This window comes from Methanomicrobium sp. W14 (assembly GCF_017875315.1).
Lineage (GTDB): Archaea > Halobacteriota > Methanomicrobia > Methanomicrobiales > Methanomicrobiaceae > Methanomicrobium.
The window spans coordinates 1-16,602 of record NZ_JAGGMM010000004.1; the positions used below are offsets into that span (position 1 = coordinate 1).

13 protein-coding genes, 1 tRNA gene and 1 pseudogene are annotated in these 16,602 nt (G+C 39.4%); 11 read left to right on the plus strand and 4 right to left on the minus strand.

Annotation, left to right across the window (positions count from 1 at the left end):
• From J2128_RS12205 to J2128_RS12235, 7 genes and pseudogenes are all read left to right on the plus strand, one after another.
• A pseudogene (locus J2128_RS12205) lies at nucleotides 1-288 on the plus strand (hypothetical protein); the annotation flags it as partial.
• A gap of 9 nt (nucleotides 289-297) precedes the next feature.
• Nucleotides 298-1,344: an ABC transporter permease subunit gene (locus tag J2128_RS12210; RefSeq protein WP_209691739.1), complete on the plus strand. Its 1,047-nt coding sequence runs from the start codon at nucleotides 298-300 to the stop codon at nucleotides 1,342-1,344.
• 237 nt (nucleotides 1,345-1,581) lie between these two features.
• Nucleotides 1,582-2,634 carry a YcdB/YcdC domain-containing protein gene (locus J2128_RS12215; RefSeq protein ID WP_209691740.1) on the plus strand — a complete coding sequence of 351 codons (1,053 nt, stop codon included), beginning with the start codon at nucleotides 1,582-1,584 and terminating at the stop codon, nucleotides 2,632-2,634.
• Between the two features lie 78 nt (nucleotides 2,635-2,712).
• The gene (locus J2128_RS12220) at nucleotides 2,713-3,618 is read left to right on the plus strand and encodes an ABC transporter ATP-binding protein (protein ID WP_209691741.1); all 906 of its coding nucleotides are present in this window, start codon (nucleotides 2,713-2,715) and stop codon (nucleotides 3,616-3,618) included.
• 1 nt (nucleotide 3,619) lies between these two features.
• The gene (locus J2128_RS12225; protein WP_209691742.1) at nucleotides 3,620-4,633 is read left to right on the plus strand and encodes an ABC transporter permease; all 1,014 of its coding nucleotides are present in this window, start codon (nucleotides 3,620-3,622) and stop codon (nucleotides 4,631-4,633) included.
• A gap of 4 nt (nucleotides 4,634-4,637) precedes the next feature.
• Nucleotides 4,638-5,675, plus strand: a complete 1,038-nt coding sequence (locus J2128_RS12230) for an ABC transporter permease subunit (protein ID WP_348632411.1) — start codon at nucleotides 4,638-4,640, stop codon at nucleotides 5,673-5,675.
• An 81-nt stretch (nucleotides 5,676-5,756) separates the two neighbouring features.
• Nucleotides 5,757-6,950: a hypothetical protein gene (locus J2128_RS12235; protein WP_209691744.1), complete on the plus strand. Its 1,194-nt coding sequence runs from the start codon at nucleotides 5,757-5,759 to the stop codon at nucleotides 6,948-6,950.
• A gap of 476 nt (nucleotides 6,951-7,426) precedes the next feature.
• Here the strand turns inward: J2128_RS12235 and J2128_RS12240 are convergent, their stop codons facing one another.
• The 4 genes from J2128_RS12240 to J2128_RS12255 form a co-directional block, all read right to left on the minus strand.
• Nucleotides 7,427-7,999 (minus strand): pentapeptide repeat-containing protein, encoded by a 573-nt coding sequence (locus J2128_RS12240; protein WP_209691745.1) that lies wholly within the window; start codon nucleotides 7,997-7,999, stop codon nucleotides 7,427-7,429.
• A gap of 445 nt (nucleotides 8,000-8,444) precedes the next feature.
• Nucleotides 8,445-9,830: a hypothetical protein gene (locus J2128_RS12245; protein WP_209691746.1), complete on the minus strand. Its 1,386-nt coding sequence runs from the start codon at nucleotides 9,828-9,830 to the stop codon at nucleotides 8,445-8,447.
• The gene (locus J2128_RS12250; protein WP_209691747.1) at nucleotides 9,827-10,945 is read right to left on the minus strand and encodes a hypothetical protein; all 1,119 of its coding nucleotides are present in this window, start codon (nucleotides 10,943-10,945) and stop codon (nucleotides 9,827-9,829) included. The genes J2128_RS12245 and J2128_RS12250 overlap by 4 nt, the downstream gene beginning before the upstream one ends.
• A gap of 1 nt (nucleotide 10,946) precedes the next feature.
• The gene (locus J2128_RS12255; protein WP_209691748.1) at nucleotides 10,947-11,195 is read right to left on the minus strand and encodes a hypothetical protein; all 249 of its coding nucleotides are present in this window, start codon (nucleotides 11,193-11,195) and stop codon (nucleotides 10,947-10,949) included.
• A 1,163-nt stretch (nucleotides 11,196-12,358) separates the two neighbouring features.
• On the opposite strand from J2128_RS12255, the gene J2128_RS12260 reads away from it, so the two are divergent.
• The 4 genes from J2128_RS12260 (at nucleotide 12,359) to J2128_RS12275 (ending at nucleotide 16,572) form a co-directional block, all read left to right on the plus strand.
• A tRNA-Val gene (locus J2128_RS12260) sits at nucleotides 12,359-12,432 on the plus strand.
• A gap of 322 nt (nucleotides 12,433-12,754) precedes the next feature.
• Nucleotides 12,755-13,171 (plus strand): hypothetical protein, encoded by a 417-nt coding sequence (locus tag J2128_RS12265; RefSeq protein ID WP_209691749.1) that lies wholly within the window; start codon nucleotides 12,755-12,757, stop codon nucleotides 13,169-13,171.
• Between the two features lie 1,517 nt (nucleotides 13,172-14,688).
• Nucleotides 14,689-15,777, plus strand: a complete 1,089-nt coding sequence (locus J2128_RS12270; RefSeq protein WP_209691750.1) for a glycosyltransferase — start codon at nucleotides 14,689-14,691, stop codon at nucleotides 15,775-15,777.
• A 123-nt stretch (nucleotides 15,778-15,900) separates the two neighbouring features.
• Nucleotides 15,901-16,572, plus strand: a complete 672-nt coding sequence (locus tag J2128_RS12275; RefSeq protein WP_209691751.1) for a hypothetical protein — start codon at nucleotides 15,901-15,903, stop codon at nucleotides 16,570-16,572.
• The last annotated feature ends 30 nt before the right edge of the window (nucleotides 16,573-16,602 follow it).

Genomic DNA, 16,602 nt, shown 5'->3' on the forward strand with positions numbered 1-16,602 from the left:
TGGCATGACAACCAGATTCGTGATTATGAGAAAAACAGTCTGTTTATACATGATGTTCTTAGTTTGTTCTCTATTAGTCTGGATTATTCTAATATCTGCTATCAACTGACAAAACCCCGGGATTACACTTCAAATAGCTATGAAGAAGATTCCAGTAGAGTGACAGGGGATATTCCGATAATGAATTCTTTAAGCAGCTCCCTGGCAAGCATAATTTTTCTGTTGATATATCCGTTTGTGTTTTTTGGAATAGCCTATGTTAAATTTATGAGAACGGATTTGAGGTAACAAAGGGAGGTGAAAAATATTTCAATTGAAAGGGTTTTAATCGTCGGGAAAAAAGAATTTGCAGATATTATTACAGGCAGAAGATTTTTTGCCCTTCTTTTAATGCTTTTGATAATCACCGGAACATGCGTAATTAGTGAGGCTGGAGCCTATTATGATGAACTTAAAGCTTATTCAAGTTCCGGAAGCACGGTTATGGATGAAAGCGGAGCAATCCACTATGGCGAAGCAACATACAAACCTTCGGCAATAAACCTGTTTTATGGAATTGTTGATGCTCTGGCATCCTATATTTTCGGTCCTATGATTGCAATAGCAATGGGTTTTGATGCCATTACAAGAGAGAGGGAAACAGGGTCTATAAAGTCAGTCCTTTCGCATCCTCTCTACAGGGATGAACTGATAAACGGAAAAGCGCTTGGAGGCATCCTGTCCATAGGAGTTGCAACGGCGGTTGTATTTATTCTCACGTTTTCAATTCTTCTGGTTATGGGAATTGTTCCTTCATTTTCTGAATCGGGTTCAATAATTGTATTATTTATATTTACACTCTTTTACCTTGCAGGAGTTTACTCTATGTCTCTGATGGCGTCGGTTTTCTCAAAAAAGGGCAAAACAGCACTGGTCTATTCATTGGTTTTGTTCTTGGCATTTTCATATATGGCGCCTGCACTGGGCCCGTCAGTAATAAGTACAATTGTTGGATCTGAACCGGACAGCATTTATACTGCAAATTATTATGACAACGAGGAGCTCCTGCAGGAAGTAAACAATTATTATTCTGCTGAAACCGCTATGAAGGGGATTGTTTTACAGTTGTCAATGAATAAAAATTATCAGTACATGGGATATGCGATAACCTTGCCTACATTATTCTGGAACATAAATACTGCCGGAGCCCATGATCAGTACGGTATGCTGGATTACTCATATATGGGCATAGGTCTGAGTGATGTTCTTGAAAAGGTCTGGGGGAATATAATCTTTCTTTTTGTGTACCCTGTTGTCTTCTTCGGAATCGCCTATGTGAAGTTTATGAGGCTTGATCTGAGGTGATTTTTCAAAATATTTTTTCAGGAGAAATAACGTGTAGAGGATTGTGGCGTAAGAAGTTTTGTCTTTTAATTTAAATCATAATCTCTGGTTAAAGTGAAAAAAGACTTTCAAAAGTCATTTTTAAGTATAATCCTCTGTGTTGAAAATCAAAATAAATTACGATAATCCGGAGTTAAAATGGTTAGGTATGGACATATACTGGGCAAATCCAGTTTTATAGCAGTGATTACTTTATTAATGTTATTCTGTATTTCTTCAGGCTGTACTTCCCAGACAGATGTAGGTACAAATGTAGTTACCACTGCAACTACAGCTTTACCTGTTGAATCAGTTGTTGGTTCTGAAAATACTCTTACAGAAACAGTAAGTCCTGAAAAAAGCACAGGAGAGTCAAAAAGCTTAAGTGAAATATTTGACGGGTATAGTGATTACATTCTTGAGTTGTTCCCTGATTTTATACCTGAAACGGTCAAAGGTAAAATTCCATGGGAGGGGACTGATTCCAGGATCCCCGTTCACACGGTGTATACATATGATCATATAAAAACCGCGTCCTCAGCTAATACTCAATATGAAGTAGAAATAAATGCCGAAACCGGAATAATCCGTTCGGCCTCTGAGACTACAGGTTATACCGAACCTGAAGGAAAAATCAGGCTGTCTCTTAATGATGGTGAAAGTATTGCAAAAGACTTTATAACAAAGGCGCTTGGAGACGACCCTGATAACCTGTTTTCGTCAGATGTATCGTCCCGTTATTCCGGAAACCAGACCGAACTTATGCAGGAAGGAAGGGCTGCCGAGATAATGGTAGAATATACAATAACTCATGATGGTCTTCCCTGCGATGCAGGAATGTTTGTAACAATCAATTCTATAAGCGGGAATGTAACTTCGTGCTATTTCATTATCCCTGACATTCAAAACCTCACGTTCTCATCAAAAAGTCCTTCAATAACGTTTGACGAGGCCAAAGAGATTGTTGAATCAAAAATAAACGAAAAATATCCCGGGGAGATAAAAAATCTTGATATAACATCTGAATATGAGGACTCAGGTGCAGCTATTCCATCATGGGACACAGGAATTTCTGTATATTACGACAGTTCCACTCCTGTTCGTCTTGTCTGGGACCTGAATATTATAACAAAAAGTGATTATGCAAAACCCGGAGATGACTTGTTTTATTCAACAGGTGCAGTTGTAGATGCTCATACGGGTGAAATTAGGTCTCTTTATTATAAGGATATAATGGTCGATTCTGATAGCAGGTATTACAATCAGGGCTAGTTCCTGGCCTTGAAAAGAGGGGAATAGTTAAAAAATCTTAAATTTTTTTTTAAATCCCCTTTGGAGGGGTAAATTATTATGATTACAACCAAAAATCTTACAAAAATATACCGGGACAAAGCAGCTGTAAAAAACCTGAATCTTGATATTGATGAAGGTGAAGTCTTTGGTTTTTTAGGTCCGAACGGTGCTGGAAAAAGTACTACCATCCTGATGCTTACCGGAATGATTGAACCGACATCAGGAGTATGCACTGTCGACGGAATAGATGTTGCAAGAAACCCCCTTAAGGCAAAGGAGATTATCGGTTATCTTCCTGAAGATGTCGGTTTTTATGGTAACCTTACCGGTGAACAGAACCTTGACTATGTCGGGAAGTTCTACCCGATGAGCACTGAAGAGAGAAAAAACAGAATCAAATTCCTTCTTGAGCTTGTAAAACTGAAAAATGTGACGCAGACAGTAGGAGAATATTCCCGTGGTATGAACCAGCGCCTTGGTCTTGCACAGGCCCTTTTAAACGACCCGAAAGTTGTAATTCTCGATGAACCTACTGCAAACCTTGACCCTGAAGGAGTTTTCCAGTTCCGTGGAATAATCCGGTCTCTGGCTGATGAAGGAAAAACAATACTCATATGCTCTCATATTTTATCCGAAGTTGAGCAGTTATGCACGACTCTTGGAATATTGTCCCAGGGGGAGCTTGTAGCAAGAGGCAGTGTTGAAGAAGTCGAAAAAAAACTTATCGAAAAAAGTCAGATTCCATTAAAAATAGTCATTGAAACCGAGGAGCCTCTTCCTGAAATTGTACATCCTGATATCGTGAAGGCGGAAATAAAAACCAATCACGCGGAAATCTATGCAAAAAGTGATATCCGGGGATATATTTCAAATCTTCTGAACAAAAATTTTAAAATTATCGAGATGCATCTTGAAAGTCCTCCTCTGGAAGAACTGTTCCTGAATGTTTACAGGAGGGAATAGATTGGATTTCAACAGAGTATTTATTGTTGCCAAAAAGGAACTTTCCGATAATATTACAGGAAAAAAATTTCTCATGCTCCTTGTTTTGTTTTCACTTGTCGTTGGAATAGGTGCTTTCAGCGGGATAAGCGACTACTACAATGTACTGGAAGAGTACAAATCCGGAAGCAGTGATATATATCTGATTCCCCCCACTCCTGTGATTGTATTCGGAAGTATATCCGAAAATATCGGATATTATGGGTTTGGGGCCATTATTGCAATAGCTTTGGGTTTCAATCTGATATCAGGCGAAAGAGAGTCCGGGTCACTGAAATCTCTCCTGTCCCATCCCGTTTACCGTGACGAAATAATAAATGGCAAAGCTCTTGGAGGACTTATCTCACTTCTTTTTGCTGAAACCATAGTTTTTGCGATAGTAATCGCCCTGATGCTGATAAGCGGAATTGTACCGGATTTGAACTCATCCGGAAAAATATTTGTAATCTGGCTGCTTGTATTTCTGTTTCTTGCAGCGAATTTTTCTCTTGCCCTTATGGCTTCTTCTGTCTGCAAAAGCAGCAGCACCGCCCTGGTTGTTTCTTTGGTTGTTCTTTTTGTCATATCATACCTGTTCCCCGTTGCAGGGCCCGGCATATTAGGTTCGGTAATTCTAGGAGACGAGCCGAAAACCCTGTACTCAAATGACATGTCCTCAATGTCTGCTTCTGAAATTCAGCAGTACTCTGATGAAAGACAGGAATACATGGAAAAGGAAAAAGATTTGAGCAATCTGTTTTCGGTATTTTCAATGCAGAGTGTATTCTCGGATATGATAAGGCCCCTCACAAGAACTTCATCCTATCTTGTTACACTGAAGATGGAGGGAAGGGATGACACTTACCTGCTTGATACAGAACCTTCGGTATTTGAAATATTCGGGATGATCTGGACAAAATTATTTGCACTACTGATGTTTCCTGTTATTTTTTTCGGAATTGCATACGTGAAATTTATGAGGCTTGACCTGAGATGAGGAGGTGGTTTTGTTGAATGCACAAAGACTGTTTATAGTTGCTGAAAAGGAGTTTTTTGATCAGATCTCAGGCAAAAAATTTCTTGCACTGTTTTTTATGATGCTAGTTCTAGCGGGGGTTTCCGTAATTTCCGAGTATAATTCATATGAAAGCGAGATGGAGGCATATGCAAACTCAGGAAGCAGTTACATTGATGAGTACGGAACAGCTCATTACGGCGGAGCTACATACAACCCTTCGGTAGTCAACATATATCATGGAATAGTCAGCGGACTTTCAGGTTATATATTCGGACCTTTGATTGCGATAACGGCGGGATTTGATCTGATAACAAGGGAGAGACGGTCCAATTCCATAAAATCGATTCTTTCGCACCCGGTATACAGGGATGAACTTATTAACGGCAAAGCCCTGGGTGGAATTGCAGCACTGGGGACCGCGACGGTCTGCCTGTTTTTGATTGTTACGGCCGCTCTTCTTATAATGAGCGTTGTTCCCTCGGGAAGTGATATTTTCTCAATCATTCTGCTTTTTGCGTTTACAGTCCTTTATCTGACATGTATTTTTACGCTTGCACTTATGGTTTCCTCACTGTCAAAAAACAGCGGTTCGTCTCTGATATATTCTTTGATACTATTTATTGTATTTTCATATATTGCAACGATAGCGGCTCCGATAGTAACTGATCTGGTAGTCGGGCCTGAGCCCGGAAATTTTGATAGTGGCAGTTCTGTTTTTTCAGACTCCGGTGACCTGAGCAGTTATTACTCAAACCGGGATACCGTTGAGAGTACTGTTGAGTATTTTTCGATAAAGAACAATTACTACTGCATTGGAACAGCCCTTACACAGCCTTCATTTTTCTGGGCATTCAAGGGAAAGGGTGACGGTGCGTCGGGTTTTTATGATTACTCTAAAATGGGCGTGGATTTCTGGGACATACTGTCAAAGCTGTGGGGTAATATAATATTTCTTATCGCGTACCCTGTTGTCTTCTTTGGAATCGCCTACGTGAAGTTTATGAGAATGGATTTGAGGTGATTATTATGTTTTTTTGTCTGGATTTTGCTTTATATCACCTTTTTTTTTATTTTCCAGAGAAAATGATCCGGTGGTAAATTAATGAGAAAAATTTTATTTTTATTCTTGTCCGTTTTGATAGTAACTGTGTTCGTAATGTCATCCGGATGTACAGGCCCGGATGACAGTTCAGGCTATGAAGCAGGAGGATCGGATACGGTTACAGAAACTGCGGTTTTCTCTCCTGATGTAACTGTACCTGTGACAGAATCACCTTCAGCTGCGCAAACTGCCTTCATTCCGTTTTTTTGGCCTGATGTGAATCCTCCTTATGATGATAAAACAAAAAATGAACTCATTGAACTTGCAAAAAAGGAAATCCTTGGTATTTTTCCGTATGTAAAAGAAGAATCATTAAATGGTTCGTTTAATGATAATTTTTCATCTTACGTATCCTTTTCAACTTCGTCACATTACAGTCATCCCTGTATTTCATTTGAAAGTGCGGATGCTACAACTGACAATTTTCTTTTGGCAATGTCTGCACGTGGTGACAGGGAGGATGAAGATCCAGTTGAAATATTAGTAGACGGAAAAACTGGTGAAATTGTTTTTTATGCTTCAGTTTCCTGGGACACACCTTCAAATAAAGAAGTCCGGAGAGTTTCATTTGAGGAAGCTGAAAAAAAATCCATTGAATATATAAAAAAGCTGAAAGGCGAAGATTATGTAAATAAAGCAGGGCCTGATTTTTTTACAGAAAAGAAAAATCTTGATGCAGAAAACGGCTGTGGATATTCGACATTTGAAAGGATTCAGACGTATGATAACGGAGTCAGTGATTTGGATGACTCAACTTTTGTTCGGTATGACATGTATATAGACAGACTTCTTTATTATGATGATTTATCCAAAAGTGAGTCTGAGCGTGAAAATATAAGCTCTTTAATTGAATCACCGTCAGTCACTTTAGACGAGGCAAAGAATATTTTTGAGTCAAAATTAAAGGAGGAATACCCTGGTGAAGACCTTGGGATATATTATCTTGCTTATAACTCCGGGAATAATCTGGCGGTTTTTGATGACTACGGGACTTCAGCAGTAGGCTGGTACATTTATTTCAACGACAAGTCTATGCGTGAAGTAAATGGAAAGAGTATAAATCAGGTCGTGATTGATGCAAACACGGGTGAAATTCTTTCTCTGAGATACAGGGATATCGTAATACCCCCGTATACAAAAGAAGAAAAGGAAATTATGGCTCAGATTCAGGCAGATATGACCAAGAACAAATAAAAATTATCTTATTCTTTTTCTTGAAAACAAGGTGACAAAACGGGACTTTTTTTGTCCATTTAAAAAAGATAACAGATCTCCTGGAAAAACTTTAGCCGGATAAATCAGGCCGGTCATGCTTTAAAATCTGAACTGACATTTCATGTCTGGAGGGATACTTTTAAAAACAGGACAATTCGCCTGTATAAAAGCCGGATACAGGTGAAAATGCCATTTAAAACCCGTGAAGGGGGGCTTGTTTTTTTAATTTCAGCATAAACTACAAACAAAACCGCGGATGTTTATGCAGTCTGAGTGAAATCATCCGTATTTAATCTGTCCTGAAAAGCCACAGGACTATTTTAGTATTGATTTTAATAAGATATATACTTTTTTTTTAAGATAGTCCCCTGGACAATTCAGGTAGAATATCTGAATGTCAGGTTTTAACTTATGAAGTAGTGTACACTAAAGTCAATCAGGGAAGCAAAAAAAGTTTATTCAATGGTTATTTCGTATTTTGTAAGGAGACCTGCAACACCCGGGAAAGAAAAAAGGGCATTTTTAATGGTATTGTCTTCAGGGTCTATCGTATAGTTCTCCGCGGTCCTGAAGTCTGCTCCTGCCATATTGTTTCTTTCAAAAAAGGCGCCGAAGAGGTCACAGTTGTTTATCTTTGCGCCTGACATGTCGCATTCCGTAAATTTTGCCTCATACATGACACATCCGTCAAACAAAGACTGTTCAAGTCTGTTTTTGCGAAAAACAGAATAACTTAGATTGCATTTCCTGAAATTGACTTCAAACAAAAAGTCATTGCAGCACCCAAAGTCAACGCCTGTCAGCTTGCACGCCTCAAAAAAAACATTTTTGAGACTGATTCCGTTAAGCCTTGCAAGGGACAGATCGCAGTTTTGGAATTTACATTCCAGAAAGCCTCCTCCCGACATGTAGCTCTCAGAAAATCTGCAGTCCTTAAACGTGCAGGAATCAAATTCGCAGTCTCTTATCTCATTCCCTGAAAAATCAGTGTTTTCAAAAATTTTGTCCGTGTATGAATCTTCTTTCATTCTTTTATCTCACCGCATAAACAATTCAATGCCTTTTAACTGCCGTGAAATGTGTTAAAACATGAAAATCAAATCATTATACAAAAAAACCAGTTTTAGGGAAAATTTTTTGCAGATGAAAAATAATCATACCGTTCAGGTTTCCTGCAGGATTTCTTTTTGCAGGGTTCACGGCAGCTGATAAAACGGCATTTTTCTTATTTGATGATTAAGACCTTCCTCTCTGTTCGTTGTTCCCGGTATGCAGGACTTCTGGCACCAGCTAAACCGGAAATCATTCTTTCTTATGAATTTTATTCCATAATTACTTTTGCCATAGCGCAGAAACAGGCATATAAAATAATAAGAATCTGTAAAACCGGGAACCTGGCTTTTTTTAAAGGCAAAAATAACCCTTTATCCGGAGTTTTAATGAGCATGTGCTTAAAACTGTATTCAGTTCTTCTCAGGCCTGGTACCAGCAGATATCATAGTCCGATTCCTTTGAGACGACGTCCCCTGAAACCGCAATGTTCCATTTTCCGTCTTTGACAAAATAGCTGCCTGATTTGACTATGGTGATTCGTATTGCATTGTCATTTTTTTCGTCATCTATGTCCGTAAAACGCCAGATATTGCCCGAAGGACTTATAACGGACATTGAAAGCTCTGTTTCATTGTCATGCCAACGAAGCTCAAAGGAGAGCTGTGAACTCTTTGAAGGCGTAAGGGAATACCATTCGGTTTCGCCCTGCAGAATTTTACTGTAATATCTGACCTTTTTTTCCGGAGTGGGGAGAGGAGTGGGTGTGGAACCGGGAATGATTCCTTTGTCTTCACTCGAAAAATCCCTCCCTTCATCTAAAAAACTGTAAAGGTATATGTCATGTGCATCTGATCTGCTGTCAAGCCAGACTACATAGTTTCCCGAAACCTTAGGGTAGTCCTGTTTTGACATTGAGCCGGAGACTTTTTCGGTTGTATTGGTGTCGAGATTATGAAGATAGACGTCACCGCCCAATGGCAGTTTCTGCGGGTACGGACCGAAATCAAGCCAGACTATGTGATTGCCGGAAATGTCCGGGCAGAGCTGGGCTGATTTCGTAAAGTTTACAGGACTCTTTTTTCGGGATGTCATATTGTACATGTACGTGGTATAATAGTCATCGTATTTACCGGTCCACACAATCCTGTCTCCGTTGATTACAGGAGAATAATGAACGTCCGGGACGTCTTCTATTTCGCAGAGATAACCTGTTTCTGACATATTGTATATCAGGATATCTCTTGTATTTTCGACTATGTCCTCCTCTACGAAGACAATCTTGTCACCCGATATCGCAGGATAATACGAGGAATAGAACAGGGATTCTCTGGTAACAGGAGTGTACTCGCCTGATGTAATGTTATACATCCTGATAACCGATCTCTTATCGCCGATGTCCTCTACCCACACTATGATGTCACCGTCAATCACCGGAGAATTCTGCGGGTTTTTTGCGGATAAATAAGTCAGTTTTCCTTCAGTTTCATTGTACAGGTAGATTGCACGCTGGTCTGACCAGACATACCTGTCTCCCGAGAAGTCAACGCTGAACTTACCGGAGGGGTCGGCAATAACGGTTTCCTGCATCCCTGTGGAGATGTTATATTTATGAATAGAGCTTTGGAGCATATTGTTTTCATCCTTGTCGTACTCTATCCAGACGCAGACATTGTCCTTAAACGCGAATGCGTCATATCTTGCCGCATCGCCTTTCGCAATGAATTCCGCGTCTGAAATTTCCTGAGCAAGGCAGGGAATTACTATCAGGAGCAGAGCAGTCAGAAAGCAAAAGACCTGCCATTTCATGGTCTTCGTCTCCTGTTCTTTATGACCGGGAAAATTTTTGCCCCCGCAATCAGTCCAAAAGCAGTTACTGCCATATTAAATGGGCTTTTTTCCGGCTCCCCCGGACCTTTAAGGGTGTATTCCGCTTCTTCTTCAGGGTTTTTGGAAATGTCTTTGGTTGTGGGATCAACGGAATATGATTTTACAAGGAGAGAGTCATTAGAAGGCTTTTCAGAATATACCTCATTGCGAACGGTAAAGATAGTGTCCGTATAAGCGTTGTATTCGGCTGCTTCAACCGAAAGGGTGTATTCCCCGGGTCCGAACCCGTCTGTTGAAATATTTTTCTGCCATCTCTGGTATTCCACGTCTGCTTCTGCATATGTGTCTTCAATTATCTGGTCCTTAAAATAGCTGTTGTCGGTCAGGACCGGATCAACTGTAATTATAAGACGGGTTCCCTCTGCAAGATTCGTTTTCCCTGACAGATTTAAAGTCAGGGGTGTACCTGAGTCTATGTCAGGAATATTTTTCTGGTCCAGCATTATCCACGGAACTTTGGAGAGAATAACTACCTTCATATAAGGGTTTGTACTCTCTCTTTCATTAAGTCCTGACTCCAGTTTGGTATACGTATCAGGGAAGTAGCCGCTGTTTATGAATTCTTCGTCGCCTGACACAATGTAAAGGAAATATTCTCCTGAAAACAGTTTTTCTGACTGTGTGTCGTTGAGAATTATTCCATCTCCCTCTATGCAGCCGTTTTCACCTGTCCTGAATTTTACGAATACGTTTCTGTCCTTTGGTACGAGGTCGTTTTTGTACAGCCATACACCTATTAGAGAATCAGGATCACCTTTTCCGTTCAGGGTGAGAGGCTGGCCTTTTGCAAGCGTTCCCCCTGATAACGGCACCGGTTCAAGTCCGATGTCAGCGGTAAATCCGGGTGAGATGTATTTCCCTTCTGAAAACAGTTCGGAGTTGCTGTATGATTCTTCAGCTGATGCTGTCTGCATGAAAAGGAAGAATATCAGAATAGAGACTGTTAATAACCTCATTACTGCTTTAAAAATAGATTCTCTTTTTTCGTCTGTCAGATCTGATGCCAGGGAAAGTGCACCCGATTTCCCCCTCATTTTACAGACCTCCGGAAAGTTCTGGTACTGTCCGGACAAAGTTGTTTCCCGCGCCTCTAAGAGGTATTTTAACTTCGCTTTCATGATATGAAGATTTCAGGAAAATGTCAGGAGTTTCTTTCTGAAGCAGTTCGTCCGGTATAGGCCGGAACAATATTATTTTGTCGTCTGCTGACACTGGAATACCGCATATTATATTGCAGAATCCTGCCAGAAAAAAGCAGATTCCAATAATCGACTTTCTTTTCATATTAATCACTTCCTGGTATTTTGGAAAATACAGGGATTTTTTTGCTTCACTTATGTAAGTGATTTCTGTGAGACTATTCGTCGTAAATTACCCCCTGTCGTCTTCATGACGTGTCTTCTCATTTCATTTTTCACGTTGTTGATGCCGTTGATATGTAATTTCAGTTTTATATCCGGTTAGTATAAATTTATGTCAATTATACTGGTGAAATATATTGCGATCCAAAACGTTTGTAAAAAACTTAAAAAAGCAGTGGTTTTAAGATGACAGCTAAAGTTCAAACTTTCTCACATAAATCAGATATTATATAAGGTATCATAGCTGTAAAAAGGAGGTGAACCAGAGGTAAACCTGAAAAAAACAAAAAAAATGCCTTACTGTAAAAATCTGAATCGTCATCTTTGTACAGTCTTTAAAATGCTTGTGCATTACGTAAGCCTTACATGGATGATTTTAAGGGTTTCTTATTCTTTTTGTGATAACGGATAAAAATCCTCTAAACTGTTTAATTTGTGTAAAAATTGAATGAAAAAGCCGGAAAAGATTCTTCATATTATTCCGTTATTCAGATTTGAGGCTTTTATTCTAAGTACAATTGTAAAAATAAGTACACCAAAAAGAAAAGATCAGATTTAAATTTTAAACACCAGAAACGATATATTCTGTAATACATTCAGACAGGCATAACTGAAAAAAAGTTAGCCGGACCACCCAGAATAATACAATAAGACAATAATTCGGTAAATCCCGGAAAAATCCGGGAAACTACATATTTTAAGGCAGAATTTCCTTTAAAGCAGATTGTTTTTGATTTTTTTCTTTTTAGTTAAAGAAAATTCATTGCAGGAAACTGCCTTTTTTTCAGGTCATATGCAAAAATCTGCCGGTTTGTTTGATAATTGACTGTTTTAATAATTGACTGCTGTATTTTAACAGGTCCCGGCGTTTTAAGACCCGGACAGCATATAAAAGCAGACAATTCCACGTTGGTTTCTCTTCAGCCTTTCAGTAGCGTTTTCATATATTCCCGTGAATTGTCCTTTTATAATGTTTTGTATTTTTGCCCGTTTTGAATGTTGCGGGATACCGTTTATCCGGTTTCAAAGAGAATCGTTTTTATAAGTCTAATTACATAACTAATAGAGCACCACAGTAGCATAAAAGGGCCCGTGGTCTAGCCGGTTATGACGTCGCCTTGACATGGCGGAGGTCGTGAGTTCGAATCTCACCGAGCCCACTTTTCTTCATTGTTTTGTAAAATAAAAACTAATTCATTGTCTGTTTTATTCCTAAGCTCATTTTGGGCAGTATCAAGAAATCGGGATGCATCTAAACCTTTATTCTTGATATACTCGTAATTTTCAGGGTTAATTGTAATATGCAATTTTTTTCTAATCCTGTGTATTTTCGTTGTTTTCGCTTTTTCTCTCTTTCACATTTCATATTGAGAAAAATAAAAAGATGTATTTTCTTAGAATGAGATTTTTTTGTTCATGGGGAAAAAATTAATTCTTTTGGTAGTGGTGATTATAGTCATAACCTGTAGTTTTTCAGGCTGTATGAAATTAAGTAAATTAACATCTCTTTTAAAATTTGGAAAAGTTACAGACCATGTTTTAGAATCTAGTGATTCAGAGCCATATTCTGATTCAGACACATTACGTGAGAATTACATGCAAACTTATAATTTAAACGGAGAAAAGGGAACTGTATTCAATATTCATTATGAAGGAAATGCACCTGTTGATCTAATGATTCTTGATCCTGAAAACAACAGAATATACAACCGTTTACTGGATGACCCTGATTATCATCATAGTATCAATGGTTATCTGTACTTGAATAGGAGAGAAGCAAACATCGAATTCACGCAACCAGACGATCAGCAGTATTATTTTATTATTGACAATATAGATTTGCTTACCAACGGTGCAAATTCTGGCAGATCTGTAAAGTATACATTGACTATTTCTTAATCTTTTTTTTATTTTTCTTTCACGCCGCACGGACAAGACGTTTAAGATAACTGTTTAAATTTTATGTGGGGTTTAGCCTTTGTCTCAAATTACAGAAATTAAAAGTGCTGAAGTGTCTTGGTTTCACGGACAAAGGCAGGCAGAAAGATTTTCTGGCCGGAAACGGAAAGTATGGAGCTAAACCGGCACAGGATAACAGGAATGCACGAAAAAGTATTGATTATCAAATAAAACCAGTTATGTTCTCGGATCGGTTCTTGATGAAATTAGCAGGTCTTATACAAATTTCTTGATTTTGGAAAGGAATTCTTATCTAAACTCTTCATTGTCTAAGGCCTGCCATAATGCCAGTTTAATAGACTATAAACTGAAAGGTTTCAGGAGGATTACTTGCGCTGTCAAAAGAGGAGTTAACAGGTTCAGGTATAGGGGAATTTAAATGGTAGTTAAATAAGAGCTATGAATGATAACAGACAGTCAAGCAGTTCATGAAAATTATATATTCTCTATGCCTGATACAGTGTTTCTCCAGGTTAAATATAAATGGTAAAATGCCGGAAAAAATCAAGATATATAATTAACAAATGTGGTGTATATTGTAGATGCATAGGCACATTTATGTTAATCCGGACGTATTGACACCAACGTATGAAACTTTTTGCACGGAAAAAGAAGTTAGCAAAGTTTCAGGTATAGGGAATTGGAACGGGGGTTTTCCTAATGATTATGAATGATGACCTGGAACCAGGCAGTTCATGAAAAATTATATGTTTTCCCTACGCCTGATACAATATCTCTCTTAATTAAACATAAAAGGTAAGGTAGGGGAAAAATAGTATAAAATAAGGTTAACAAAATGAGATGCAGGGAAAAGTTGTTGTACCGGAGTTTATATGAATAATTGATCTTTCAGTCAGTTGCTTTTCAGAGAAGCCGGGTCAGGAGCTGTAAATGTTCCGGTAAGATTCCGCCGGGATTGAAAAAGTGGTTAACAACGTTTAGGTACAGGGAATTGAAACGGGGGTTTCCTAATGATTATGAATGATGACCTGAAATCCAGGGACAGTCCATGAAAATTACTTGTTTCCCTGTACCTGCTATAATGTTTCCCGGACATTAATATAAAAGGACGGTTTATTTGAAAGATGGTTTAAACGAAGTTGAAAGGAGTTAACAAAATTCTTCACAGGTGAAAAAGCTGCTGCTATAATGAACAAATGAAAAAGGGGGGGATTTTTTTCAGTTCAGCCAAAAAATCAGTTTTCATAATACGGATTTTTAGTATTGACTGTTAGCAGTTGCTGCAGTTAACCGCAGTTAACCGCAGTTATTTTTTGCCGGTCAGGCAACGCGTGGTGCAGTATTTATGGCATTAAAACTATCCGGTTGAAAGTGTATTTTTCTAAAAAGACTAATGTCTGAAAAGGCTCAAAACTATACACTCAGACTGCCGGACGGGAAAATGAAAATATTATATCATATATATAGTGTCTGTCAGTTCTGTTGAGGTTTTCCGGATGAGAATACTATTTGTAGTCTGCGGTGAAGGGCTTGGTCACGCGTCCCGTTCAACCAAACTGGCACGTTATCTGGAAAGATTCGGGCATACCTGCTTCTTTGCGTCATACGGAAAGGCGTATGATTTTATAAAAAAACAGGGCGCATTCCCGGTCACGCAGACCTGCCGTGAAGTGACTCTTGAAGGAGACTGCGGATATTTCAGTCTTTCAAAGACCTTATGGTCGTCGAAAGGTCTCATGGTGTCGCTTGCAAAATCCCTGAAGCATGTAAGAAATCTGATAGTGGAGAACTCGATAGACCTGCTTATATCTGATACAATGTATGCAGCAGTATCGGCGGCGAAGCTTCAGGGCATTCCCTCGTTTTTTATAACCAACCAGAACAGGTTTGCATCCGCAGCTGACCAGAATTCCCGGCACTGGCACATACTCAGCAATGTGGTGGAAAGGTATCTTGAGATTCCCGACAGCGTAATGATACCCGACTTCTCCCCGCCCAATACTGTAAGTGCATATAACCTTGACATAAATAATGAAGACAAGAGCAAATACCACTATATCGGCCCGATAATGGATATCGACCCCGAAGGGTATGATTCAAGGTCTGACACAATATTTGCAAGCTTCGGCGGAGAGCCGTTTAAGGTTCCACTGTATGAAATGCTGAAGGAAATTTCGGAGGAAAGACCTTACCAGACTTTCGAGGTATTTTCGACAACTCCGGGCCTTCCGGAAGAGAGCCGTAATTTTAAGCCTTACGGTTTCGTTCCCGACATTCTCCAGCACATGGCCTCATCAAGGCTTACTATAATGCACGGCGGGCTTACATCACTTCACGAGTCTCTTCTTTTCAATAAACCCTGTGTTATGATAATAGACCCGTATCACCCGGAGCAGTGGAACAACGGACGCAAAATCGAGGAAATCGGTGCAGGAGTTATGATCCCTGGTGACAGGGTCACAAAAAAGCGGCTCAGCGGTGCAATAGACGAGGCTCTCGCGCTGAAACCCCCGGATATGAAGCAGCTTTTCAATGAAGAAGACGGCCGGGTAAATGCACTGAAACTGATAGAGAGTATGTCCTGAACGGTTTAAATATCTCCGGCAAAAATGGAAAAAAAAAGATTTTTTCCTGTTTTGTTTTTGTATAGTAATTAATGAAAGGCTTTATAATCTGGCTGATTTAATAGGACATAGATGGTGTTATAAATGCTGAGCACTTCCAAAATGCTTGTTCTTTTAACGGGCGGACTTATAGTATGCGTCGCTGCGCTGATGTTTATTGCGGGATTTTTTTATCCCGGGGGTTTTACGGCGCTTGGAATCACTCCTGAAAGTACATACAGCTATGATGTCAGTATAGACGCCTCCTCGGAAATATCCGGTGTCACATTTTTTCTGCCTCTTCCTGCATACATGGAAAGGTCGACCACAGGCGAGAACATCAAAGCTGAAGGTTATGGTTTTGGAAACGGCATAAAATCCGAACTTTTAGGTGCAAAGGATGCTTTGGCGCTGAAAGTATCTGCGGATACGCTTAAGGAGTCGCATTTTGGAAACATTGCTGAGTCAAAGACTTTGATAGACACCCTAAATCCTGCGGAAAATTCCGAAATTTTAAGGCCTGTCATGGATCTTACGGATGAACAGGGAAATACTGAATATGAGACGTATGTATATGCAAAATACGACGCTGACCCCGACTGCACCGTTAAAATAACCATTAATTCATCAGGAAGGAACGAGTGGACATTTTTAAGTCCGCAAAGCAACAGCTTCACGAACACCGTGGAGATAACGCTCACCGGGCCGCAGGCGGGGTGGAATACCGCCAGGGCAAAGATTGATTCCGGAAACGGTGACCACATCATAACTATGTAAGACCGTAGTTATGGTCTTTTATTATTTTTT

What these genes read in the sequence shown, in the direction of transcription:
- J2128_RS12275 (WP_209691751.1), top strand. Translation starts at nt 15,901, where the DNA reads ATGCTGAGCACTTCCAAAATGCTTGTTCTTTTAACGGGCGGACTTATA.
- J2128_RS12255 (WP_209691748.1), bottom strand. Translation starts at nt 11,195, where the DNA reads ATGAAAAGAAAGTCGATTATTGGAATCTGCTTTTTTCTGGCAGGATTC.
- J2128_RS12240 (WP_209691745.1), bottom strand. Translation starts at nt 7,999, where the DNA reads ATGAAAGAAGATTCATACACGGACAAAATTTTTGAAAACACTGATTTT.
- J2128_RS12220 (WP_209691741.1), top strand. Translation starts at nt 2,713, where the DNA reads ATGATTACAACCAAAAATCTTACAAAAATATACCGGGACAAAGCAGCT.
- J2128_RS12245 (WP_209691746.1), bottom strand. Translation starts at nt 9,830, where the DNA reads ATGAAATGGCAGGTCTTTTGCTTTCTGACTGCTCTGCTCCTGATAGTA.
- J2128_RS12250 (WP_209691747.1), bottom strand. Translation starts at nt 10,945, where the DNA reads ATGAGGGGGAAATCGGGTGCACTTTCCCTGGCATCAGATCTGACAGAC.
- J2128_RS12270 (WP_209691750.1), top strand. Translation starts at nt 14,689, where the DNA reads ATGAGAATACTATTTGTAGTCTGCGGTGAAGGGCTTGGTCACGCGTCC.
- J2128_RS12235 (WP_209691744.1), top strand. Translation starts at nt 5,757, where the DNA reads ATGAGAAAAATTTTATTTTTATTCTTGTCCGTTTTGATAGTAACTGTG.
- J2128_RS12265 (WP_209691749.1), top strand. Translation starts at nt 12,755, where the DNA reads ATGAAATTAAGTAAATTAACATCTCTTTTAAAATTTGGAAAAGTTACA.
- J2128_RS12215 (WP_209691740.1), top strand. Translation starts at nt 1,582, where the DNA reads ATGTTATTCTGTATTTCTTCAGGCTGTACTTCCCAGACAGATGTAGGT.